Consider the following 24,233-nt stretch of genomic DNA (forward strand, 5'->3'; position numbering starts at 1 on the left):
CCCTAACTAATAGCAAGAGGTGGAACTAACTCTGAATTTGCAGACGAAGAAACTTCCCAATCTTTAGTTCCTGATAATTCCCACATTTTTAAAAAAGACGGGCATGAAGATAACAACTCATCTTTCATTCCCTCTGCGACTTTCTCACCATGTTCTAAATAAATTACCCGATCCACGTGCTCAAGAGTAGAGAACTTGTGCGCAATGATTATCTGCGTACACTGCCCCTTTAACCGCCCTATGATCTCTTTAATGTAATTTTCACTAATCGGATCTAATGAGGAGGTCGCTTCATCTAGAATTAAAATAGAAGCATTTTTCAATAATGCCCGCGCTATGGTTAATCTTTGCTGTTGCCCTCCAGAAAGATTTTTCCCTGATTCTTCAAGAAGACTATGCACTCCCAGAGGCATCCTTTGAACAAATTCGTAAGCATGAGCCTGCTTCAACGCGTGGATCACATCTTCCTCGGGGATATCCTTACCACAGGTAAGATTATTCCAAATAGTATCGTAAAACAGGAAAGGATGTTGTAAAACACAACCAATATGATTTCTAAGGGAAGATTTACTGTATTCCTTAATCGAAATCCCATCTAAAAGGATCTCTCCTTGAGAAACCTGGTATAACCTAGGGAGTAATTTACTCACGGTAGTTTTTCCGCTTCCTGTAGAGCCAACAATTCCAATGGCCTCACCTTTATTTATTGTGAAGCTAAGATTTTTAAGAACCGTCTTCTCATTATCATAGGAAAATGAGACATCACGAAATTCTACGCTTCTTGCCAACCCTAGGAACTCTCGACTATCTGCAGATTCATTATACTGATCGGGATGAGAAAGCACTTCATAAAACCTCTCCGCAGCAGCACATCCCTTCATAATGGTAGTGTTTTCGTCTCCAAATTTCTTCACGGGATCATAGATAAGATACAATAACCCACAAAATACAATAAGCTCCTCGGGAGCAATATTAAACTTATACAAGCCAATGATCACTACAAAAGCAAAAAATAAAGAAGCTATCGTATGCAATAAAGGACGGGGAAGCAAGCCGTAGGCCGCACTCTTCTCTTCTAAGGCAGCTATTTGGCTATTTTGATCGCAATACTTCTTAAAAGCAAAAGACTCCGTACAGAAGACCTTTACAGTAACAATACCCGCAAGAAAATCTAAAAGTACGGAGGAAAACTTATCTTGGTTTTTTTGTATTTTCTTCGCCAAGGCTTTGATTTTCCTTGCAATGATTACTATTGGAAGAATCAACACAGGGAAGGCAATACAAACTAAAAGAGAAAACTTCCAAGATATCGATAAACAAACGGCTAGAGCTAATGTCAAGGTTATCGGAGCTTGAACATAATTAACCATTAAAGAATTCACTGCTTGAGCAATGCTTGTGGAATCAGTAATGACACGGCTACTAAGATTTCCCATATCGTGAGCATGGAAAAAAGTCATGGGCAGCTTTTGCAGTGCTTGAAAATAGTCTCTACGAAGATCGCAACTTACACGAATCGCCACTACCTGAGATAAAAATCTCTGAAAAAACAATGTTATAGCCTTGAAAATCGCCACAAAGACTAGAAACAGAGCTAACGAGCCAAAACGCGATAGATCTATGTAGTGAGAAATAAAACGCGACAATTTGCTAGTTATGGACGTGGCTCCATTTCCATACCGAGAAATATAGGCATTAGCCTGTGCTGTTGTTATTGGTTCGGAATTAGGAGAGATATCCGACCATCTCTCTAAAATTTGTTCTTGGCTTAACTGAGAGGCCTTTACCAATCGATTGTTTTCTTTCCGAGCAAAAAGAACAAAAGCATCGGGTCCAGTTTTTGCAATAAGCCCTAGGGAAAAAATCTCTGCTTGAGAAGATACGGTTAATCCTAAAATCGCCAGTAAAGAAAACCCTAACAGCGTAAGATGTTTTTTATGCCTCAGGACCGCTTTCAGAAGAAGTTTCATAAAGACCTATAGTTCGAAATTTCTGATATCGCTTTTCTAACAAATCTTCTATCGATAGGTCTTTTAATCGTAACCATTCTTGAAGTATGAAATTTTGAACATCGCGATATACAGCAGATGGATTGTGGTGTGCCCCACCCACCGGCTCCTTAATTACAACATCCACAATAGCAAATTGCTTGAGATCCTCACCATGCATTTTTAACATAGCGGCTGCTTCGCTATTCTTTTTAGGGTCCTTCCAAAGAATAGAAGCACAACCTTCAGGAGAAATTACAGAATAATAAGAGTGTTCAAGCATAGCAATCACATCACCGATTGCCATTCCTAGAGCCCCCCCAGAACATCCCTCTCCAATCACAAGAACAATGATCGGGGTTTTTAATCTAGCCAACTGGAAAAGATTATTAGCAATTGCCCATCCTTGACCGCGTGCTTCTGCAGTAAGCCCGGGGAAAGCTCCCGGGGTATCCACTAAGAAAACAATAGGAAGACCAAACTTCTCTGCCATTTTCGCTAAACGTAGTGCCTTACGAAAGCCTTCAGGACAAAGCATCCCAAAGTTTCTATGCATACGAGAAGAGGTATCGCAGCCCTTTTCTTGACCAATAAGCATAAATCTCTGGCCATTGATCTTAGCCAATCCCCCAACGACGGCGGGGTCATCACGAAAAGTACGATCCCCACAGAGCTCGACAAACTCTTCACACATCCCCTCAATATAATTCACAGAGCGAGGACGCGAAGGATGTCGGCATATCTGCACGCGTTCCCACGGAGTCAAATCTGAGTAGATCTTCTCTTTTAACTTATCTAAGCGCCTTTCCAATTTTTGTATCTCTGAGGAGGATAGTAAAGAATTTTTTTTATTTTTTTCTTTGAACTCGGCTATTGTTTTCTCGTACTCTACCACTTGTTTTTCGTGGGGAAGAAGCTCCATAATAATGTTCTCTCCTATTACAGAAAGGATAATTTTAATACAAAAAATTCTTAAAAAACAATTATAAGATTATTTTATTGTGATTTTTCAAAAAAACAATAAACTATTAATTGCATTTTTCAAAACCAACAGAGACGCGGGCGTCCTGATAAGGAATATTAATCAAAAAATTACTTCCCCAAAACCTTTCTTTTCCTTGTAAAGAAAAAATTTCCATGCGAGGACTCGAGGACAGTATCCGCAAAGAATCCCGCTCTCCTTGAATAAGTATATCATTAGTTGGTCCTTTATAAGAATCCAGAGAGCTCGACCGCAATCTTGGGCCTTCAACAACCTGACAACTTTTTCCCCTACAGAAAATTAAGAATGTCGATTTGCAAGGATCTTCTTCTATTAAAGAGAGCACCTTGCATTGCCTTTCAGAAATAGCGATATGATGACGGATTTTAGACCCTAAATAAGCATCTTTTAAATAAGAAAACCCTGTAAATCTTGGGCAAGGCACAGCTGTAGCAGAGAGAAAGGAGATATTTGTCTCTCCGTGATTTTCTATAGAAGAAAATTCTTTAACCATCCCGCAAAGACCGAATCCTTCGCAATCGCTAATATCTCCGTAGCAAGGACCGTAGTTTACTACGCCAACATCTCCAGAATAATAGGCACCCACTCCACTTTTACATCCAGATCCAGAAACAAAAGTAGAAGCAGATCGTGTTCGTTGCATCCAAAAGCCTAAATTAGGATCGGTAAACTTATACTCAATTGCGACCTGTTGATCTAACTGATATAGGAAAGATTTACTCAAAGAGGTCTTTTCCTTTATAGATCGAGTACGCTCCTGGCTCCATAAAGAGGGAAAAATCGTAGCTTCATGTGTAAATAATGCCTGCTGAAAAGAGTTCATCATTTTCGCAGGTTTCAAGCTTTCATCATAAAACCGAGAAATTTGTAAAAGTAGAAGTCCCAGCTCCGCATGTTCTCCGGGATAAGGAAGACCTTTCCAAGGAAATCCCCCAAAACAAAATAAACGTGCAGCTCCTGAAAGCTCTTGATCTAATTTCAAGAAATCTAATCCTAAATCTTGTCCCTCTTCTAAAGCCATAAGCAAATAAATAGCCCGTGCAATATCGTGAACTTTTAATAAAGGATGATATCGGAAAATTTTAAATGCGAAATTGCGAAGCTTCTTATCCTGACAAGCGTAGATTAATTGCTTAACCTGAAAATCAAAATTCGAGTGAGGAAACACTTCGATACATTCTTGCAATCTTAGCCCTGATCCCATCACTATTCACAATTTTACTCAGAAACGGATTGCGTTCAGACGATAATAATATAAAACTTTAGAGTCAAGTCCCTAAGCAATCCTAAAAACTTGACCCCGATAATTAGATAAAAGAGAAAGGCACGAAATTAGGAATGCTTCGAAGGAGTCTCGATTAAACGTTTCATTCTTTTTCCTGGAGTAAATTTTACGGCACGTCTCGCAGGAATGTGGATGGGAACAGTTGCGTTTTTAGGGTTGCGACCTACTTTAGGTTTTCTTTCTACAACCTGCAAAACACCAAAATCTCTAAACTCTAACCTATCACCTTTGACTAGAGCATCTGTCATTTTATCCAAAAAATTTTGGATTACAGTACGCACATGATTCGGATGAATCTTGTGATCCTGTGATATTGTACTGATCAGTTTTTTCTTGGTCATGGTAGCCATATTAGCCGTTGCCTCCTAATTAAAGTGCCCTAAAGTAACTTGTTGAGTAGCCCTAAATAATAAACTTTTGAGGTATAAGCGTATCATATCTATTCATCCTTTGGATTCAAGACATTTTTTAAAAATACGTAATTGTTCTATATCGTTATAAATAACGAAGATTCATATTTGTCAAAACTTATGATTGCTGAATCTTAAAGTCCGACAAAAAATTTCTCAGCTTTCTTATAATTTAATAACGGCAAACGCGTGACTTCTTTAATCTAACTTGATAAAGTACTAGGCCAGGTGTCCTCGTAGCTCAGAAGGATAGAGCGGTTGCCTCCTAAGCAGCAGGCCATGCGTTCGAATCGCATCGAGGACGACCCTTTCTACTTTATTCTTTTTATCTCATTAGAAATTTAACTCGCCTTTGCAGAAAGCTTTTTAGCCTTAATATTCGCTAAACTAGTTTTTTGAAAATTAGGACCAGTAAGAAACGTATGGATGCCTTCGGCTATGCCTTTGGCTGTGTGCATTCGATAACGCGCATCTAAAAGCGCAGCTCGTTCTCTAGGGTTAGAAAGGAATCCAGTTTCAATTAAAACCGCAGGCATTGTTGTTTCTCGAATAACAGCGAAGTTCCCGTTCTTCACCCCTCGATTTTTCAACGCCCCGTTTTTTTGCATTGCGTTTAAGATATCCTTAGCTAGAGCTTCCGAAGCTTGGCTTCTTGACACAACATTATTTTTACCGTTATAAAAATATACTTCAGTACCAAAGGCTGATGAATTAGACGAATAGTTACAGTGAATACTGACAAAAATATCAGCTTTGTTTTGATTGGCTAAAGCCGCTCTTTTCCCTAAATCTACAAATACATCCGATGTTCGGGTAAGAACTGGCTTGTACCCCATTCTCTTGAGATAACTCTGAACTGAAAACGCAAGAGATAAGGTTAAGGACTTTTCCTCATAATGAAACTCTTTACTCGCAGTCCCCTGATCCTTACCCCCGTGACCAGGATCAATAAAGATCACTTCGCTACGACGCACACGCTGAGGCGGGGCACTTTCAGCTGCAATCCCCCCTATTACAGTTCCAAAGACACAGAGGGTAAGCAGAGTATAAAGACTAGACATAAGACGACAAAACCTCATGTACAACTTCCCTATCATCAAAAGCGATGGTTTGGTGCTTGAAAATCTGGTACGTCTCATGCCCTTTACCTGCCACTAACACTATATCCCTATCTGAGGCAATGGACAAAGCATATGTAATTGCTTGTTTTCTGTCGATTTCGATAGAAAAATTTCTTTTTACAAAGCCTGAACAAATTTCATTAACGATAGTTTCTGGATCCTCACCTCTGGGATTATCTGAAGTCACAACAGCAAATCCGTATTTTTCGACTACTTGAGCCATGATTTTTCGTTTGCTCCGATCTCTATCCCCTCCGCACCCAAAAACAACGATGAGTTTTCCACCCGAAGGAAGTAGAGTACGTAGTGTTTGGCACACATTATCTAAAGCATCTGGAGTGTGAGCATAATCAATATAAATTGGACAAGGTCCAGACTGAATGGGTTCTAATCGACCTCTCGGGGATTTTACACTCGCGACTAAAGAAACCAGCTGTTGCAAATCACAGTTTAATCTCTGGTGCGTAACAGCTATAGCAGCAAGAACATTATAAACATTATATTGCCCTATTAAAGGTGAGTGACACGGAAAAATCTCACCCTTATGTATCAAATCAAAGTCCGCTCCAAAAGGAGAAAATCGCAAATTAGACGCCCTATAATCGGCTAGCTGTTCTATCCCATAAGTAACAGGAACAGCTCTAGTCGCCTCTAGAAACTGCTTAGCTTGGGGCAAATCATTATTCACTACAGCTAAACCTGAATCTGAAAGCTGAGCAAATAACTGTAGTTTCGCTTTTATATATTCTTCGAACGAATCATGAAAATCCAAGTGATCTAGAGTCACGTTAGTTAAAACACCAACATCAAACTCTACGTTGGCTAGCCGATCTAAAACAAGACCTATAGAAGAAGTTTCTATAACCGCAGCCGTAAGATTACTCTTCACCATCTCGGCTAAATATTTTTGCAATAAACAAGACTCGGGAGTGGTAAATCCATCTTGAATACGGTTGTTTCCCAGAATGTGCTCAATCGTCCCTATTAAGCCCGAAGGCTTATCGCACGCATCAAATAAGAATTTGATCAAATGAGAAACCGTAGTTTTCCCGTTAGTTCCTGTAATACCAACAACACAGAGTTTTCGAGAGGGGTAATTATAATACTTTGCGGCAAGCTGAGCTTCAAGTAGAGAAAGATTTGGAGAAATGATCTGAACAACAGATAAAAACGGATTGTAGATAGAAGAAACTACTGCAATGGCTCCATTTTCAACAGCAAGAGACGCAAAATCATTTCCATCACAGCGTTTGCCCTTATTAGCTATAAAGATATCCCCAAAACCAATATTTCGGGAATCTTTAGTAAGATTTCTTACCTCTATAGGAGAAATCTTCCCGTAAACTTTAGCATCAATATCTATATTGTGAAGGAGTTCTTTTAAATTCATTTTTTAGCCTAAGGCTCTTTTTCTAGGGAATGCCTACTTTCTTATACAAAATTGTTTCCAATATGTCTGTAGGCAAGCTTTTTCCAGAACAAAGAAAAAAGAGCCACTCGCATTCACAAAGTTATAAATAACCCTTCAAATATCGGTGATAGCTCAAAATTTTTGCCGCCGAACTAGTTTACTTACAGCACTTAAAATAGTCCATCTAATTTTTATAATGAATAAAAAAATATATTGTTTTTAGTGAAAATAAATTATTTCTTAATGCAATTTTTCACCTTAACCCCAAAGACACAATCTCTTTGAGAGCAGAGTATCACAGTGTTTACTGCAAAAAGAGACTCTTTCGTTATACTAAAATTCAACCCTCTCGATTCAACCGAGTCTCCTTTCGTCTCAAACATTCGGGGATTTCTTAATCCTATGCGATACGGCAATGTCAGTCTACTTTCCCGAACGATTCCATTCCTCATACAGAGATTTCATAGAAGCAACTTCCTTTTTATAATCGTATTTCTGCTTATCTTCAGGAACCCCTAAATAAGCCAGCACACGATCAGCAACCCTTCCGAATACAGGAGCTGCGCATCTTCCTCCCATATAATTTTTTGTTCCGTCTTCGCGCACACCATGATCGGGATCATCTATAGAGACAAGCATAACGAGAGGAACGCAAGCTTCTTCTGAAGGATATATAGGAGTAATCCCTATAAATGAAGAAATATGGCGATGCTTATCATACTTTCCATTCACAAGTTTTTCTGTTGTTCCCGTTTTCCCTGCACTCGAATGGTTTTTAGGAGAAGCTCGAAACCCTGTCCCTCCAGGATATGTGGTAAAACGCGTCGCTTTCAATACCTCATCGACGATATCTTGAGAAAGAATCCTTTCTCCTCGCACTTGAGGATGCAAAACGTATTCCTTTCCAGAATTCTCGACTATTTTCTTTATTAAAGTAGGGCGCACATCATAACCACCGTTAGCAAGAATTGCATAGGCTCTGACCATCTGAATTCCTGTAGCAAGAATGTTGTATCCCATAGCAAGAGAATAAGGGGTCGCCAAAGACCATTCAGGAACCCCATTTGCATGAAAACGCTTGGGTGAAGGGACCAACCCCGAAGCCTCTCCTGGCAATTCTATCCCTGTCTTCTTTCCAAATCCTAATAATAACAACTTCTCTTCATACCAATGACTCCCCAAGTTTTGCACTATACGATCGGCAAGTTGCGCAACATAAACATTGGAAGATTTTTGAATCGCCATATACATGTTTAAACGCCGATTCGAAGAGATATCCTTAAGAGGGTACTGTTTTCTTCCAGGGAAAACAGTCCGAGTAACATCAATAGGTTCAGCAGGATCAAATAACGGTTTACCAAAACGTTTTATCATCTCTTCATTGGCAAGCAATGCGATAGCAATCGTGATAGGCTTCATGATAGAACCTGGCTCAAAAACATCGCTCACTGATGTGACTTTCGTGTGTTCTATTTTCTCCTTATCATTGAAAAAATCCCTGTACTCAGCGGGATTAAAGAAAGGGTATTGCGCCAAAGCAAGGATATCTCCTGTATAGGCATTCATTAAAATCAAGCGCCCACCGTTAGCTCGAGCTTCTTTAACTCCCTTTTCTAATTCCTCTTCTGCTATAGTCTGTATACAAGGATTCACCGTAAGATAGATATCCGATCCGTCTCTAGGAATTTTGGTGATTTTATCAAGATCCAAACGATTTAAAGGAGAACGAAGAAATTTTCTTTCCCCAACCTCCCCTTCAAGGATATGATTAAAATATGCTTCTAAGCCACCTGTGGGAAAAGCTTTTCCCGTTTTCTCATCTTTTACATCTCTAAGAGTGTGGAGAACTTGTCCTAAAAGTTTTCCGAAAGGATAAGACCTTTGATAGTCTGTCACAAAAAACAACGCGTTTGAAGGTATCTTGGATTTTGATGCGTAACCCCGCCACCAAGAGAGAATGCGATCACGCTCTGCACGATCTAACCAGAGAAACAGTTTCCTATGCCGAGACTTTTTATCAAATTCCCCTCGCAATTTATCGTAATCTCCATCACCAATTAGATGAAAAATTTTCTCTGCAATAATATCACGATGCTCTTCAAGAATTGCTACTGCGTCTAAACAAAGATGAAACTTGGTAATGTCAACAGCTAGGGGTTGTCGTTGTTCGGGGTCACCTTTACGTACATTCATTAAAGAAAAAAAAGTCCCCCGGCGAAAAGGGTCCTTCACTCGAAATTCATGCTGCCCCAAAGCTTCCGCAGCCCAACGTTTTCCCTCACAAATCTGAATTTTGTAATAGCGTATGATAAGAAAAGAGTAGGAAAGCAACACCCCACAGGTGATTATGGTTAAGTATTTACGATGATTCATAAGGTATAATACAAACCCTATCTTCTGCAGGATATTGAAGGTATTGATATTCGGGAAGATCTGCTATATGCATGAGATGCTCGGGACTTTCTATCTTATCAATAAGAAAACCCAGAGCTATGTTTTCTTGTTCTTTTTGTCGCAACGTCGACCATAAGGAGGGAATTTCTAATCGCAATTTAGTCAGATCATTTTGTTTGTTAATATAGGAATAAAGCAAACTCCCTAAAAAACAAAAACAAAAGGACAGACGCAAAAAACGATATTTATTCATGAAGATTTCTTTTCAAAACAACGGAGTTTGGCCGATCTACAACGAGGATTTTTTCTAGTTTCTTCGTATGTAGGCATAACAACTTTCTTAGTAAGAATCTTTCCTACCCCCATAGCCTCAGCTTCTCTAAAGAACCATTTCACAGGACGATCTTCGGAACTACAAAACGAAATAATGATCAAACGCCCTTCAGGAGCGAGCCAACGCATAGCAGATTCTAAGAATACTTTCAATTGTACGTCCTCTTGATTTACATACACACGTAGGGCTTGGAAAATTAAAGTTAATGGATGAATCTTCTTACGCAAACGATAAGAAGGGAAAACCCTAGTCGTAGCCTCTTTTAAATCTCTAACGGTAATTATTTTCTTATGTCTTCTAAACTGCACTATAGCCTTGGCTGCATTTTTCCATTGCGGTTCCTCTCCATATTCACGAAAAATTCTTCCAAGATCTTCTTCGCGCAACGTATTTAAAACTTCACTCGCAGTGGTCCCCTTAGAAGTATCCATACGCATATCTAAATCATGATCATCCCCTTGAAAACTAAAACCTCGGGATAAAGTATCTAGCTGCATAGAGGAAACTCCAAGATCAGCAAGTATACCATCATAGACATTTTCCCTAGGATTTTGAGCAAGATCTTCAAATGAAGCGTGATGAAGATGCACGCGATTGCCAAATTTTTCTAAACGTTCTTTGGCTAAAGATAACGCCATGGTATCTCGATCGGATCCATCATAAGAAACTATAGATGGGTAAGCAGAAAGAAAAGCTTCAGCATGTCCACCAGCCCCCAATGTGACATCACAGAAAAATTTTGGATTGCGATCAGCAAACAAAGACAAACACTCATTTACTAATACAGGAATATGTTGGGGGGCCTCTGACACAAAAATGCCTAAATCATTCTAAAAACAATAATACAAGAAAATATACACCATTATAGAGAATGGGAAAAGATTTCTATCATGTACCTTGATCGATTTTAAGAATAATTAAGACTATTGACTTTTTCCTTTACCCTACTATGATTTAAAAAAGTAGGGTTTTACAGGCTGTATTATGGTAGAAATTTTTAATTACAGTACCTCTGTTTACGAAAAGCACGCGTCTAACAATAAAGTAGTGAATGATTTCCGTAAGGAAGTTCACATGGAAGGTTTGGCGATCCGCGATGTAGCCAAACATGCCCAAATTTTGGACATGATGCCAAAGCCCTCGGCTCTGTCTTCTCTAATGCAAACGAATAAGAAGACCCATTGGGCTTTCTTCTCCCCTCCCAATAACTTCTATAAACAACCATTTTCCACTCCCTATTTAGCTCCTTCACTAGGATCTCCTGATCAGCAAGATGACGATTTAGAAAAAATTTCTTCCTATTTAAAAGTCCTGACTCGAGGAAAATTTTCTTATCAAAGTCGTGTAACCCCCTTTCTCTCTTACAAAGATCAGGAAGAAAGTGAAAAAGAGGAAGACGAAACTTCCGATTTTCAAGAAGACGAGATCGTTCAAGAAGGAAAAATCTTACTCAAAGCTATTGATTTAGGATTAAAATCTTCTAATATCATGATTGATTACGTTATTTCTCGTATTTTTCAATTTGTTCAAGGCTAAAACATGTTAGATAACGAATGGAAAGCCATCTTAGGATGGGGTGATGAAGAACTTGAAGAGATGCGCATTGCAGGATACTCATTTCTTCGTCAGGGACATTACCAAAAAGCAATCCTATTTTTCGAAGCCCTAGTCATTTTAGATCCTTTAAGCATTTATGATTTCCAAACTCTCGGAGGATTGTATTTGCAGGTGGGAGAAAATGCCAAAGCTTTAGGCGTCTTAGATCAAGCCTTACGTATGCAAGGAGATCATCTCCCTACATTACTAAATAAAACTAAAGCTCTCTTTTGCTTAAATCGGATTGACGAAGCCTCTGCTATAGCTGTCTATCTTACATCTTGTGATGATTCTCTAATCGCTAATGATGCCGAGGCCTTGCTTATGAGCTATGCCAAAAAAACTATTAAAAAGCCTGCGGCTCTTTCTCGTTAATCCCGCGCTCTCGCATTAAAGAGCGCTTAGCGCCTAGTTTATAATAATTCCTCCTCTATTTGAAACTCTCTGCTGTTTTTTTTCAGAAAAACTATTGATTGCTTATCAATAGCAATGGTACATTGGCACTTTCTTCCTAATCGAGCACCAGTTGCGCTCGTCTGTAAGAAAATTCTCGACACATAAAAGAGAGCAGCATGTTAACCTGTAACAATTGTAGTACTTGGGAACAGTTTGTGAACTATGTTAAAACACGTTGCTCCAAAACGGCTTTTGAAAATTGGATTTCTCCTATTCAAATTATAGAAGAAACACAGGAAAAGATCCGTTTAGAAGTTCCCAACATCTTTGTTCAAAACTACCTTCTTGATAATTATAAACAAGACCTGTGTTCTTTTGTTCCTCTTGATGCCCAAGGAGAGCCGGCTTTAGAATTTGTTGTTGCAGAAATCAAAAAATCTCCTGTGCAACCTGTCGCACCTCGAGAACAGAAAGAGAGCCCTGCAGAAACTTTTGAAGGATCTAAAGACTTTGAACTAAAGTTAAACACAGCCTATCGTTTTGATAATTTCATAGAAGGCCCTTCAAACCAATTTGTCAAATCTGCAGCTGTAGGTATCGCCGGGCGCCCAGGACGTTCGTACAATCCTCTATTTATTCATGGAGGTGTAGGGTTAGGGAAAACACATCTGCTCCATGCCGTAGGTCACTACGTTAAAGAACATCACAAAAATCTCCGAGTGCACTGCATTACTACAGAAGCTTTTATCAATGATCTCGTACAACATCTACGATTGAAATCTATCGACAAAATGAAAAATTTTTATCGATCTTTGGATCTGCTTCTTGTCGACGATATTCAGTTTTTGCAAAATAGACAAAATTTCGAAGAAGAGTTTTGTAATACTTTTGAGACGTTGATTAATTTAAATAAACAAATCGTCATCACTAGTGATAAACCACCGGGACAATTAAAACTTTCGGAGCGCATTATTGCTAGAATGGAATGGGGATTGGTTGCTCATGTAGGTATTCCTGATTTAGAAACTCGGGTAGCAATTTTACAGCATAAAGCAGAACAGAAAGGCTTACATATTCCTAATGAAATTGCTTTTTATATTGCAGATCACATCTATGGAAATGTTCGCCAACTTGAAGGAGCTATTAATAAGCTCACAGCATACTGTCGCTTATTTGGAAAAACACTTACAGAAAGCATTGTTCGAGATACTCTAAAAGAGCTTTTCCGTTCTCCCTCTAAACAAAAAGTCTCTGTAGAAAGCATATTAAAAAGTGTTGCTACTGTTTTCCAAGTAAAATTGCAGGATCTCAAAGGAAATTCACGTTCTAAAGAACTTGTTTTAGCCCGCCAAGTGGCTATGTACCTTGCCAAAACCTTAATTACAGACTCTTTAGTTGCTATAGGTTCTGCTTTTGGAAAAACGCATTCCACGGTACTTTATGCTTGCAAAACTATAGAACAAAAAATAGAAAAAGATGAAACTCTAACACGTCAAATTAGTTTGTGTAAAAACCACATTGTTGGGTAATCTAGGAGAATTTCTAATGTTCCGAAGAACTGGAAAAAGTCCCTTTGAAGATGTTCAGACATTATATGAAGAAGAAACACCGGCTCATTCAAATTATTCTTCTTACTCCCGATCTGACCGTTTAGATTCTCCTCCAAATCTTTTTGATTCTCCTAAACCTCCGGAAACGCGTCCTCTGTCTCCATATCCTATAAATGAAGAATCTCAAAAATGGGCTTCTTCATCTTCAGAAGTTGATTCTTTATTATCATTTTCTGAAGAACCAGAAACTACTCTAGGAGAGGGTGTCACATTTAAAGGTGAATTAGCATTTGACCGTTTACTACGTATTGATGGCACCTTTGAAGGTATTTTAGTTTCTAACGGAAAAATCATTATAGGCCCTAAAGGTTGTGTAAAGGCTGATATACAGCTTCAAGAAGCAATTATTGAAGGTGTTGTTGAAGGCAATATCACGGTAAGTGGAAAGCTAGAGCTGCGCGGCGAAGCCATGGTTAAAGGCGATATTCAAGCCGGAACCTTGTGTGTTGACGAGGGTGTGCGACTTTTAGGTTATGTAGCTATTGTTGGGATTAGTGAAGAGTCTCGGAAAAAAGACTCATAAGAACTGCAGGTTGTGGAGCATACCTCTCAATAATATCTTGCCAATCACGAGATAAGGGATAGTCTGACAAGATGCATATAGGCCCTGTATCTATATGGCTTTTCAATTTGCGCAGCTGCCCTGTCAAAGGAAAAATCCCCTGGTAAACAATCCCTGTTTCCTTGGATAACTGTCTGGCAAAATCCCTGGGAAATTTCGATATGAAATAAAAAATCTTCTTAGGACGAATTTCATAAAGATCCCATTGTTTTCTTATCCCCCTAGTAAAAAATTTGATAGCCGGTAATTTCCCAAGACAAGCTTGAGAATATAGGGAAAGAGATGCCCTAGAGGGAGTATAAAGGCAAAAAGATTTCCTAGAAAATGATGGAAGACAATGACTGCAAGTCTCTGTTTCTTCTATTCCTAAAGTATTAAAACAATGCGGGCAACGTCCTGTAAATTTCTCTAATTTTAAGGTTTCAGAGCAATCTCGACATAAAAATTCTCCGGGCTGTCGACAACTGTAACAAAGCTTAGGGAAAAGCAAATTAAGAAAAAAACTCAAGAAACTCTGAATCACGGAAAATTTTTATTCCTAAATTCCAAACAATTTGTTACGTTCTTAAACGTGTAGGAGCTTCAACTTCCCTCTCAATAGCAATGCTGAAACGATTTGTTAATTCCATCTGGGAAATTTGTCAAAAGGACAAATTTCAACGCTTTACTCCAGTTGCAGACGCTATCGATACGTTTTGCTACGAACCTATTCATAAATCTTCATCCCCTCCTTTCATTCGCGATGCTGTAGATGTCAAACGTTGGATGATACTTGTTGTTGTTGCTCTATTCCCAGCAACGTTCTCAGCCATATGGAATTCGGGAGTGCAATCTCTGGTCTACGGTTCGGGAAATGCCCAGCTTATGGAGGCATTTTTACACATCTCGGGTTTTCGTAGTTACCTCTCTTTTATCTTCCATGACGTCGGCGTATTCTCCGTTCTTTGGGCAGGATATAAAATTTTTTTGCCCCTACTAATAATTAGCTATTCGGTAGGAGGTGCTTGTGAAGTCCTCTTTGCTGTTATTCGCAAACATAAAATTGCTGAAGGATTGCTTGTTACAGGAATTCTCTATCCTCTAACTTTACCTCCAACCATTCCCTATTGGATGGCCGCATTAGGAATCGCTTTTGGCGTCGTCGTTAGTAAAGAGTTGTTTGGCGGTACGGGAATGAATATTCTCAATCCAGCCCTATCGGGAAGGGCTTTTCTATTCTTCTCATTTCCTGCAAAGATGAGCGGGGACGTTTGGGTAGGAAGCAACCCGATGAAAATTAAAGAAAGCCTTCTTGCCATGAATTCTACAGCAGGAAAATCAATTATAGATGGCTTTTCACAATCTACCTGCCTCCACACATTAAACTCTACGCCTCCTTCTGTAAAAAGAGTCCATGTAGATGCTATAGCATCTAACATTTTACATATGACACATGTCCCTACACAAAATGTGATACAATCACAATTTTCAATATGGACAGAGTCTCATCCTGGATTAATGTTAGATAAACTCACTTTAGAACAACTGCAAAGCTTTGTAACCTCGCCTCTTAGTGAAGGTGGTCTCGGTTTACTCCCCACGCAATTTGATTCCGCATATGCGATTACTGATGTTATCTATGGAATTGGGAAATTTTCTTCAGGGAATTTATTCTGGGGAAACATTGTTGGCTCCCTAGGGGAAACTTCAACATTTGCCTGTTTGCTTGGTGCGATATTTCTCATTGTCACAGGCATTGCCTCGTGGAGAACAATGGTATCATTCGGTATAGGAGCTTTCGTCACAGCATGGCTGTTTAAAATTGTCAGCATCCTTATTGTCGGAAAACATGGTGCTTGGGCTCCTGCAAGATTTTTCATTCCTGCCTACCGACAGTTATTCCTTGGAGGTTTAGCCTTCGGTCTTGTATTCATGGCTACGGACCCCGTCTCATCGCCAACCATGAAATTAGCAAAATGGATTTATGGGTTGTTTATTGGCTTTATGACAATACTTATCCGACTAATAAATCCTGCATATCCCGAAGGAGTTATGCTAGCCATTCTTCTAGGGAATGTATTTGCTCCTCTTCTTGATTACTTTGCTGTAAGAAAGTATAGACGAAGGAGAATTTAAACTATGTCTTCAGGGAAATCGAAGCGCCATCTGAATCAAACCTGGTACGTTATCCTTTTCATCTTTGCGTTAAGTTTATTCTCTAGCGTTTTCCTTTCTACCATATACTATATTCTTGCTCCTTTCCAAGAACGAGCTGTTGTTTTTGATCGCGACCAGCAAATGTTAACTGCAGCGCGAGTATTAGACTTTTCGGGTAAATTCCAAATCTATGAAAATGATGCTTGGCATCCTGCTACATACGATAAGAAATCCCATCTGCTTAAAATTACAGAGAAAGCACCTGTTGTCACAGGCTCTGTTTTAGACTCCTATACTCAAGGTTTTGTTCGCCCCCTACTTGCAAATAGACGCGGGGAGATGTTTTCTTTCAAAGAAAAAAATCTCAATGTTGCAGAGTTTATAGAAAAACATCAAAACGGCCATTTTTACCAACAGCCTCTACTTCTATTTTACGTAATCTTAGAAAATACAGAAAAAGCCAGAGCTATGAGTGATGCAGAAGTCATTAAAAATCCTTCTGTAATTCGTGCTATTATTATTCCTATTTCAGGATTTGGTTTATGGGGGCCTATTTATGGTTATCTCGCTGTGGAAAATAACGGTGATACGGTATTAGGAACAGCGTGGTATCAACAGGCAGAAACTCCAGGATTAGGAGCAAATATCGCTAATCCACATTGGCAAAAGCAATTTTATGGGAAAAAGATCTTCTTGGAGGCTGCTTCAGGAACTACAGATTTCGCAACAACCCCTCTGGGACTTGAAGTAATTAAAGGATCGGTACAATCAGTATTTGGAACATCTCCGAAAGCACGGTCATCAATTGATGGTATTTCCGGAGCTACATTAACATGTAACGGCGTTACTGAAGCCTACGCTCTATCTCTGGCTCCTTATCGTAATTTGTTAATATCTTTCGCTCAGCTTAATAATCAGAGAGATCGTAATGGCAGACAATAAACCCTATAAAAGTTATTTCCTTGATCCTCTTTGGAACAACAACCAACCCTTAATCGCTATTTTAGGGATTTGTTCTGCCCTGGCTGTAACAACAACGGTAAAAACAGCGATTACCATGGGTCTAGCCGTAAGTTTTGTTACGGGATGCTCTTCATTCTTCGTATCCTTACTGCGAAAAATTACCCCCGATAGCGTACGTATGATTACGCAGCTAATTATCATTAGCTTATTTGTAATTGTAATTGATCAGTTCTTAAAAGCTTTTTTCTTTAACATTTCAAAAACACTTTCTGTGTTCGTTGGATTAATCATTACCAACTGTATCGTAATGGGAAGAGCAGAAAGTCTAGCTAGAAACGTCCCTCCCATTCCAGCATTTTTAGATGGCTTAGCCTCGGGATTAGGCTACGGTTGGGTTTTAGTTTTTGTCAGTATAATACGAGAATTCTTCGGTTTTGGAACTCTTCTTGGATTACAACTCATCCCAAAATGTTTCTATGCTTCCGAAGCTCATCCTGATGGCTATGAAAACTTCGGCTTGATGGTTTTAGCTCCTTCAGCATTCTTCCTTTTAGGCATTATGATTTGGGTAGTAAATATTCTTAGATCTAAGAAGGCAAAAAGGTAGCTCTATGTGGTTAGGCGAATATACATGGCTAAATGTCTTTGGTATCTTTTTACAAGCAACCTTTATCCAAAATATCCTTTTATCTAATTTCCTTGGAATGTGTAGTTATCTTGCCTGTTCAGGCAGGGTCTCTACAGCTAACGGTCTAGGAATGTCCGTAGCATTAGTTCTTACCATCACCGGCAGTATTAACTGGGCGGTGCATGCGTTTATTACAGGACCTAAAGCTCTCACTTGGCTATCTCCAGCATTAGCTAATGTAAATTTAAACTTTCTTGAGCTTATCATCTTTATTGTTGTTATTGCAGCTTTCACGCAAATCCTCGAATTGCTTTTAGAGAAGATATCTAGGAATCTCTATCTTTCTTTGGGAATCTTCCTACCATTAATTGCTGTAAACTGCGCCATCTTAGGAGGGGTATTATTCGGAATCACCCGCAACTATCCATTTATTCCTATGATGATATTTTCTTTAGGAGCCGGATGTGGGTGGTGGTTGGCTATTGTGTTATTTGCGACTATCAAAGAAAAGCTTGCCTATTCTGATATTCCTAAAAACCTTCAAGGAATGGGAATTTCCTTCATTACTACAGGGCTTATAGCAATGGCATTCATGAGTCTAACAGGTATTGATATTTCGAAGCCTTCGGTAACAACGTCGGGATCTGATACAGAAATCTATGACATCTCTTCATCAGAAATAAAGGATTTCAAATCTGAGACAAAAATGAACACAGCGCCATCACAACACGCTACCAAGGTAAAAGCAATAAATAGGAAAAAGGGAAAAGCCTAGAAAACTAAGAATGTTCGATAGTGTCTCTAGCAATTTGGGGGAACTGGCATAGCACATGTTTCACCATAAACATAGCTATACATACCAAAGCACAACAAGCAAAGAAAATTGCGGTATATAATGCCGCAGGAGTAATTACTTGGGATTGAACTGTAAAGACTATCATAACGAGTATCGCCAGAGCCGTCAGAAGTGCTGACAGTACCCTGCGGAAAGTTCGTAGTCCCTCAGATTCCTCCAAGGGCTCTTCGTGTAAACGATATAATAAAGTTATTGTGTTTGGAGTTTCTGGGGAGGGGCGTTGAAACCTTTGGATGTTATTCGTCATCATAAGTCATAATTCCTTTATCTATTCTTGGATAGGCTCCCCTCTAGCGAGTAGCGTTTTTTCATAACGACGAAGAAGATGGTATTTCGCACACGAACAAATTAAGGCTAACAGAGTCATGGAAGCACTCATAATCCATATCATCAATTGAATAGCTATCAATGGCGTTCCAAAAAGTCCGTAACAGGAAAATCCTATAACAGCTAAAACTAACAATACCGTTACTACGGTTAACCCTTTAAGCTGTCTGGAAAGCTTTAATCGAGCACTTTCCATCTCTACGGGAGTAGACACAGTGCTAACCATTAACAAAGACATAGTAAAATGGGTGTTTTTTAAACTCTTCGGAAAAAAATTTTACTCCTTCAGAAAATAAAAAAAAACTCTTATCCAGATTCAAAAAATATATACAATGCAATATTTTTTTTAAAACAAGAACCCAACTACTCTTTAAGAGAAAGATTTTCGATATTTAATTTTTGATCAAGTTTAACGATGACAAACCACCCAGCCTCCTCAGGAGAGTGATTCAGAAGTTGAATATCCTCTTTGAGACTCTCATTAATCTCAATAATTTCCCCAGAAACCGGGCTTAAAACCTCAATAGCAGACTTTGAAGACTCTAGGATAACCAGGACCTCGCCCTCTTTGCAGAAACCTCCCACTTCAGGCAAGTCGATGTGAAGAATTTTCCCCAAATTCTTCCCCATTTTATCTGTCAGCCCGAGACGCACAACATCACTGTGAATCGGCTGAATCCACACATGACAATCAGAATACCACATTACCTGACTCCCTTATCAATAAAATGTTCTATATAGCTACCAAGGATCTCTTCATTTAAATGCCCCTTAGCAAAGAACAATTTCTCCACACTCGCGGGGTCAATACATGTCTGATGTGATAAACACCTATAGAAAAATGGGCCTTCTTCAGAATTAAATTCAATACCCGATAAGGTTCCCTCTTCCATAGAAGCTAGTACAGAATAAGGCTTAGGAATACTCCGATCCCCACGAGTAAATATTTTTATAGATTTTTCAAAATTCCAAGGTAGGGTTCCTGCTTGGTAAGTTCCTTCTCTATGCTCTTCCATGAGTGACCAAAGACGCTTTTGCCATAAATTAGCACTCTCCTCCTCTTGATAGCGAGATTTTAAAGCGGAAACAACCTTATCCATATGTGAGGAATTTCTATGCGAAGAAACTAGGGTTTTGGCAAGCCCCTTGCGCAATACTTCACGATAAGGAATAACCTCCTCAGCTTCAAAGCATGTATCAACAATAAAAGAATAGTAGTGCTCGCCATCCTGACTATAAGCTTCTAAGCTTTCGTTTTCCAATAGGAGCATAGCTAACTCATTCCCATCTAAAATCCCTTCTAAGATGCTATCTTTCCCAGAAGATAGGAAAACTTCATGACTTTCATGCTTACTTTGCGCTAATCCCTCTAGAATTCTTTCCGGATGTGCTCTAAGTATTTCTTTTCTCGTAAAGGAATGGATCTTTTCAATAAGAGAAGGTTTAAGGGATTGAAAATCCTTGCTCGAATTACATGTTTCAATTTTCGGAAACTGCTGAAGTAGAACTTGGAAATTCTCGGGATTTTGTTGCCATTGATGTACCTCAACCATAGGAACTTTAGTTTCTAAATCCCCGAGTTTTATACTCTTATAAGACACTAAAAATCTTCGTCCCACTAATCTTGGTTCCTTTGCTTTTATAGTTTTAATAGGTAAAACAAATCGAGGAACATCAAGACAATTTTGTACGGGTACTCCTACAAGGCTAATATAAGTTTCAAAAGCTTCCAAATCGTCTTTACTTTTAAACTGATATTCCCGAGGAAGCTTGACCATTTCCACAGATGTAGAGTCTTTGCCCATAGAGAAGAACTCTTGCAAAGGACGGTAATCAAAAGTCACACTACCTTCCAAGTGCAAGAAGGCTCTCTTACATAAAAGAATCTCTCGGTACATATTGAAAAATTCAGGTTCACTTACTCCAAGAAAGTCGAAGTAAGAGGCAACGAATTCATCAAAACTTAAAGCTAGACCAGCATGTTTACTCAATTTAGTAAAAGCCTGCTGGGCTTTGTCTTGAAAATCTTGACGAGCTTCTTTTAAAGAAGGCATGGCTATATTTTTTTTCTGCTCATTGACAAAGCGCAGCAGAGCTTCAACAGCGGCAGATACATAAGCTTCCCCAAACCAATCAGAGATATTCCTATAACCAAATAAACGGAGGTCTTTTCCCTGAGCCAAAACCGCGTCCTGAGGAAGGTTAAACATCTGCCTGCGATATTCAAGCATTTGTTTAAGAATGTAATGAGGAAATTTTTTCTCTTCTAAAAATAATTGAACCCTAGCGACAAATCCTTCAGGAGATACGGGATTCTCTATTTCCTGCAAAGTAGTTAAAGCTTGGTATAAACGAGGGGCCGAAGATTTCCAGACTTCTTCAGAAGAAATAAATGGAGAGTCAAAGCGTCGATAAGGCTGATAACGCTTTTCTTTTTTAAAAGCAGGATAGTCTTGAGAATATACTTTTAAAAACAGCTTTTCTCCAATTTTATTTGTTAAAAAGCGCTCTGTAAGCAACCCCTCGTTTAAAAAATTCCATTCCGTAGGGTTTCCTGTAAAAGGATAGGCTTCATTCACGAAGAATCTCTTAATAGCTAAGAATTCTCTCTCAGAATACCTTTTCCCCGGCACTGAAAAAACAACTTTATTAGCTCCTTTACGCGTTGCTTCTCCTGGATAGCGTCCCCAGCCTACACCTATTCCGGATATACATACCCCGACAATAACTAAACCCATGAATTTTTTCTGATGCTTATAAAAGAACGCTAGCAAAGCCACCCTCAGGAATAAACAATAAAAAGCTTAGTGTAAACTATTGATCGGAAAAAACCAAGAAGGATCCCCTGAGAAACAGAAAAGAGAAGGTCTACTCTCTTTTCTCATAAAGAAGGTAACTTACCTATCTAAGCAGGCATAAAGTTAATTTGCAAATGACCAATAAGATTGTGAATGGGATCGAAATACCATTGAAAAATCTCAGAATTCGCAACAGGTTTGGATAAACTCAAATCTTTTTTAAAGACAGTATCTGCCCTTTCAGCAACTTCTGGAGAATCAATGACCACTATACTTTCATAATCAAAAAGATCGCTTTTCTTTCCAAAATTGTAGCTACCTATTACAAAGAAACGTTGATCCACAATCATACATTTTTTATGTAGCTGCGTATCGCGCACAAAATATTCACTTATAGAAAGAGAACTACATGGTTGCTTTTTAGAAAAGGCGTACTTCTTCCATAACGAGGGGCGCTCGCCATAAGCTAAAAAGAAATAGTTCATACGATTTCCCCAAGCATATACGGCTGTAAGATCGGGACTATTTTCAGTACATCCATTGGTGAGGATTTCTGTGCGTACTCCACGATGACATGCTGATTTTATTCCCTCAATAATTTCATCTTTAGGGATAAAGTACATGTTCGCAATTTGGATAGATTTCTCTGCCCCGGAAATTAAACGTACATATTCTTGAGTAATAGCATTTATGCTCTCATCTGGGCCTGAAAAAATGACGCGGATATTTTTAAGATCTGTTGTTATAAAATCGACGTGATCCTCTATTTCACGGCAATAGGTAGACTCGGCCTCTTCAACGGAGAGCTCAGGGAAAGAAAGCGCTCGAAAATCACTGAGATTCTTATTAAACCACGGATTATTTGCATAAGCACTCCAAAGAGCGTAGTGCGCATGAAATTCTTTTCTTAACTCGCTCCCAAGTTTTGCCGAACAGAGAGTAACATCCTGATCACGAAACGCTCGGGGTCTTTGAATTCCTCCAATAACTAAACGGGGAGATTCTACGGGGTCGGGAATCGCATCCCCTCTAGTACACATAAAGTCTTCGAAATTCGTTCCTCCCATAAAAATGAACTTACCGTCCACGATAGAAAGCTTTATATGACTCTCTATTACATTAGGAGCTAGAATACTCGATCCTGGAGGACAGCCGGTAAACATATAGAAGAACCTATCAGGCCAAAGGGATCTCATATGTTCAAGAAGTTGCTTATCCTTGCTATCAATAAATGTAGGCTGAATGAGGATATAGGCACGCAGCTCGGGAACCTCAGACATACGAGCATCCAAATGCTCGATAATCTCGGTTAATAGGTCGCCCCCGGCCATACAGGGACATAGTTCAACATAATGATTAGCGACATCGATGGCTGATAGAAGTTTTTCGTAAACTTCCACACTATTCTCGTGAACAAGGACTCCGGCCTGTTCTTGATAGGAGGGGAAATGCACTATGAAAGCGCAAGCATCTTTTGTTATAAACGAACAGAAGATAGCAATAACTAAACCCCAATGTATCTTTTTCATAGAAGTCCTCTTGAAAAGATCTGAATTAACCCCTCTTTAATTGCCCTTCTCGCATCAAAAAGATCTGAAGAAGATGCAGACAAGCCTAGGGGGAAAAAAGCTCGTTTTTCAATTGCCGGAACTATAGTATCTATAACATCTGGCAAAAGAAACTTTTGATAAAACTCTAAAGGACTCCCTGATAAAAATACGGATCCCTGGTGGAGGAATCCATGTTTCACAGTACGCTGGGCAGCTCCCCCAACCTTCCTATCCCCCATCATAACATCGTATTTTGATGCTCTAGCCATACAAAAATTCGAGGTTTGCGGATGATGCGCGTCCTCGTTGAAAGCTAGGGTTCCTTCTATACGAAAAACTTTACTCAAAACCTGTAGCACGATCTGATTTACCGAATGATAATTCTCTAGTACAGTAGGTGCGTACAGAGGATGTTCTGATGACACTAGCAACGAAAAAGCATAGTCCCCGTGATGAAAAACAAAGCCTCCCCCCGTGGGCCGAATGGCAGAATCCATACCAAGAGCAGCTCGATCGTCAATTAAAAATTTTTCTGGACGCATGAAATAGCCGTAAGTGAGGGGATATAGACCGCTCCACTCGTAGAGGTGAAGAATTACCTCCCCCTTTTTCAGGTTCTCTAGCAAATACTTATCCCTAGCCATATGGGCTTCTGAGCTTCCTTTTCCGGAATCCACTATGCGAATGGTCATAACTTAAGAGGGGGTGCATTATTTGTTGAAAAATGTAGAAACAGTATAACACAGGGAGAGGATTCTTTACTATTTCGCAAAAAAAATTCTTTAATCTCTGTAATACCACATCTATTTATCGAAGAGTTGCATCATTATTTTAAATGTCGTATATGCTTAAGGAAAGTTCTACC

The 24,233-nt window shown here is 39.2% G+C and carries 24 protein-coding genes and 1 tRNA gene; 9 read left to right on the forward strand and 16 right to left on the reverse strand.

All coding sequences use genetic code 11. From position 1 onward, the window contains the following. Window positions 1-2 precede the first annotated feature (2 nt). From CF_RS03170 to CF_RS03185, 4 genes are all read right to left on the reverse strand, one after another. Window positions 3-1,970: an ABC transporter ATP-binding protein gene (locus tag CF_RS03170; RefSeq protein ID WP_011458179.1), complete on the reverse strand. Its 1,968-nt coding sequence runs from the start codon at window positions 1,968-1,970 to the stop codon at window positions 3-5. Continuing rightward, window positions 1,936-2,910, reverse strand: a complete 975-nt coding sequence (locus tag CF_RS03175; RefSeq protein WP_011458180.1) for an acetyl-CoA carboxylase carboxyltransferase subunit alpha — start codon at window positions 2,908-2,910, stop codon at window positions 1,936-1,938. Before CF_RS03175 ends, CF_RS03170 begins: the two co-directional genes overlap by 35 nt. Window positions 2,911-3,016: 106 nt before the next feature. Continuing rightward, a complete protein-coding gene (locus CF_RS03180; protein WP_173023633.1) occupies window positions 3,017-4,201 on the reverse strand; it encodes a hypothetical protein in 1,185 nt (394 codons plus the stop codon). A gap of 122 nt (window positions 4,202-4,323) precedes the next feature. Continuing rightward, window positions 4,324-4,626, reverse strand: a complete 303-nt coding sequence (locus CF_RS03185; RefSeq protein WP_006344016.1) for an HU family DNA-binding protein — start codon at window positions 4,624-4,626, stop codon at window positions 4,324-4,326. Window positions 4,627-4,916: 290 nt separating this feature from the next. On the opposite strand from CF_RS03185, the gene CF_RS03190 reads away from it, so the two are divergent. After that, window positions 4,917-4,990, forward strand: a tRNA-Arg gene (locus CF_RS03190). A 37-nt stretch (window positions 4,991-5,027) separates the two neighbouring features. Here CF_RS03190 and CF_RS03195 read toward each other — a convergent pair. The 5 genes from CF_RS03195 to rsmH form a co-directional block, all read right to left on the reverse strand. Continuing rightward, entirely contained in the window at window positions 5,028-5,747 is a 720-nt protein-coding gene (locus tag CF_RS03195) for an N-acetylmuramoyl-L-alanine amidase family protein (protein ID WP_011458182.1), read from the reverse strand. After that, window positions 5,740-7,197: a UDP-N-acetylmuramoyl-L-alanyl-D-glutamate--2,6-diaminopimelate ligase gene (locus tag CF_RS03200; RefSeq protein WP_011458183.1), complete on the reverse strand. Its 1,458-nt coding sequence runs from the start codon at window positions 7,195-7,197 to the stop codon at window positions 5,740-5,742. The genes CF_RS03195 and CF_RS03200 overlap by 8 nt, the downstream gene beginning before the upstream one ends. 444 nt (window positions 7,198-7,641) lie before the next feature. After that, entirely contained in the window at window positions 7,642-9,591 is a 1,950-nt protein-coding gene (locus tag CF_RS03205; RefSeq protein ID WP_011458185.1) for a peptidoglycan D,D-transpeptidase FtsI family protein, read from the reverse strand. Further along, complete coding sequence (locus CF_RS03210; protein WP_011458186.1) at window positions 9,578-9,865, reverse strand: hypothetical protein; 288 nt, start codon at window positions 9,863-9,865, stop codon at window positions 9,578-9,580. Before CF_RS03210 ends, CF_RS03205 begins: the two co-directional genes overlap by 14 nt. Beyond that, a complete protein-coding gene (gene rsmH / locus CF_RS03215; protein WP_011458187.1) occupies window positions 9,862-10,758 on the reverse strand; it encodes a 16S rRNA (cytosine(1402)-N(4))-methyltransferase RsmH in 897 nt (298 codons plus the stop codon). Before rsmH ends, CF_RS03210 begins: the two co-directional genes overlap by 4 nt. A gap of 172 nt (window positions 10,759-10,930) precedes the next feature. Between rsmH and CF_RS03220 the strand changes: the two genes are divergently transcribed. The 4 genes from CF_RS03220 to CF_RS03235 all read left to right on the forward strand — a co-directional run bounded on the left by CF_RS03220 (window position 10,931) and on the right by CF_RS03235 (window position 14,071). Further along, the gene (locus tag CF_RS03220; RefSeq protein WP_011458188.1) at window positions 10,931-11,482 is read left to right on the forward strand and encodes a DUF5399 family protein; all 552 of its coding nucleotides are present in this window, start codon (window positions 10,931-10,933) and stop codon (window positions 11,480-11,482) included. A gap of 3 nt (window positions 11,483-11,485) precedes the next feature. Then, on the forward strand, window positions 11,486-11,917 hold the full coding sequence (locus tag CF_RS03225) for a type III secretion chaperone (protein WP_011458189.1): 432 nt from the start codon (window positions 11,486-11,488) through the stop codon (window positions 11,915-11,917). Between the two features lie 197 nt (window positions 11,918-12,114). Beyond that, window positions 12,115-13,467 (forward strand): chromosomal replication initiator protein DnaA, encoded by a 1,353-nt coding sequence (dnaA, locus tag CF_RS03230; RefSeq protein ID WP_011458190.1) that lies wholly within the window; start codon window positions 12,115-12,117, stop codon window positions 13,465-13,467. 16 nt (window positions 13,468-13,483) lie between these two features. Further along, the gene (locus CF_RS03235) at window positions 13,484-14,071 is read left to right on the forward strand and encodes a bactofilin family protein (protein WP_011458191.1); all 588 of its coding nucleotides are present in this window, start codon (window positions 13,484-13,486) and stop codon (window positions 14,069-14,071) included. Here the strand turns inward: CF_RS03235 and CF_RS03240 are convergent. After that, on the reverse strand, window positions 14,040-14,633 hold the full coding sequence (locus tag CF_RS03240) for a hypothetical protein (protein WP_011458192.1): 594 nt from the start codon (window positions 14,631-14,633) through the stop codon (window positions 14,040-14,042). The two genes, CF_RS03235 and CF_RS03240, sit on opposite strands and share 32 nt — an antisense overlap. An 80-nt stretch (window positions 14,634-14,713) precedes the next feature. Between CF_RS03240 and CF_RS03245 the strand changes: the two genes are divergently transcribed. Genes CF_RS03245 through nqrE form a run of 4 tightly spaced genes read left to right on the forward strand, consistent with a single transcriptional unit; the run spans window position 14,714 to window position 18,612 of the window. Continuing rightward, window positions 14,714-16,225, forward strand: coding sequence for a Na(+)-transporting NADH-quinone reductase subunit B (locus CF_RS03245; RefSeq protein ID WP_011458193.1), 1,512 nt, complete (start codon window positions 14,714-14,716; stop codon window positions 16,223-16,225). Between the two features lie 3 nt (window positions 16,226-16,228). Next, window positions 16,229-17,188: a Na(+)-translocating NADH-quinone reductase subunit C gene (locus tag CF_RS03250; protein WP_011458194.1), complete on the forward strand. Its 960-nt coding sequence runs from the start codon at window positions 16,229-16,231 to the stop codon at window positions 17,186-17,188. After that, window positions 17,175-17,816, forward strand: a complete 642-nt coding sequence (gene nqrD / locus CF_RS03255) for an NADH:ubiquinone reductase (Na(+)-transporting) subunit D (RefSeq protein WP_011458195.1) — start codon at window positions 17,175-17,177, stop codon at window positions 17,814-17,816. The genes CF_RS03250 and nqrD overlap by 14 nt, the downstream gene beginning before the upstream one ends. Window positions 17,817-17,820: 4 nt before the next feature. Continuing rightward, window positions 17,821-18,612 carry an NADH:ubiquinone reductase (Na(+)-transporting) subunit E gene (gene nqrE / locus CF_RS03260; RefSeq protein WP_011458196.1) on the forward strand — a complete coding sequence of 264 codons (792 nt, stop codon included), beginning with the start codon at window positions 17,821-17,823 and terminating at the stop codon, window positions 18,610-18,612. A gap of 4 nt (window positions 18,613-18,616) precedes the next feature. Here the strand turns inward: nqrE and CF_RS03265 are convergent, their stop codons facing one another. From CF_RS03265 to CF_RS03290, 6 genes are all read right to left on the reverse strand, one after another. Continuing rightward, window positions 18,617-18,940, reverse strand: coding sequence for a membrane protein (locus CF_RS03265; protein ID WP_041468093.1), 324 nt, complete (start codon window positions 18,938-18,940; stop codon window positions 18,617-18,619). 21 nt (window positions 18,941-18,961) lie between these two features. After that, window positions 18,962-19,234, reverse strand: coding sequence for a hypothetical protein (locus tag CF_RS03270; protein ID WP_232500661.1), 273 nt, complete (start codon window positions 19,232-19,234; stop codon window positions 18,962-18,964). 149 nt (window positions 19,235-19,383) lie between these two features. Then, window positions 19,384-19,725 (reverse strand): glycine cleavage protein H-like protein, encoded by a 342-nt coding sequence (locus CF_RS03275; RefSeq protein ID WP_011458199.1) that lies wholly within the window; start codon window positions 19,723-19,725, stop codon window positions 19,384-19,386. Continuing rightward, complete coding sequence (locus CF_RS03280; protein ID WP_041467989.1) at window positions 19,725-21,794, reverse strand: membrane protein; 2,070 nt, start codon at window positions 21,792-21,794, stop codon at window positions 19,725-19,727. The genes CF_RS03275 and CF_RS03280 overlap by 1 nt, the downstream gene beginning before the upstream one ends. A gap of 131 nt (window positions 21,795-21,925) precedes the next feature. Next, entirely contained in the window at window positions 21,926-23,347 is a 1,422-nt protein-coding gene (locus CF_RS03285) for a phospholipase D-like domain-containing protein (RefSeq protein WP_011458201.1), read from the reverse strand. Continuing rightward, entirely contained in the window at window positions 23,344-24,060 is a 717-nt protein-coding gene (locus CF_RS03290) for a lipoyl protein ligase domain-containing protein (RefSeq protein ID WP_011458202.1), read from the reverse strand. Before CF_RS03290 ends, CF_RS03285 begins: the two co-directional genes overlap by 4 nt. Window positions 24,061-24,233 lie beyond the last annotated feature (173 nt).

The organism is Chlamydia felis Fe/C-56 (assembly GCF_000009945.1).
Lineage (GTDB): Bacteria > Chlamydiota > Chlamydiia > Chlamydiales > Chlamydiaceae > Chlamydia > Chlamydia felis.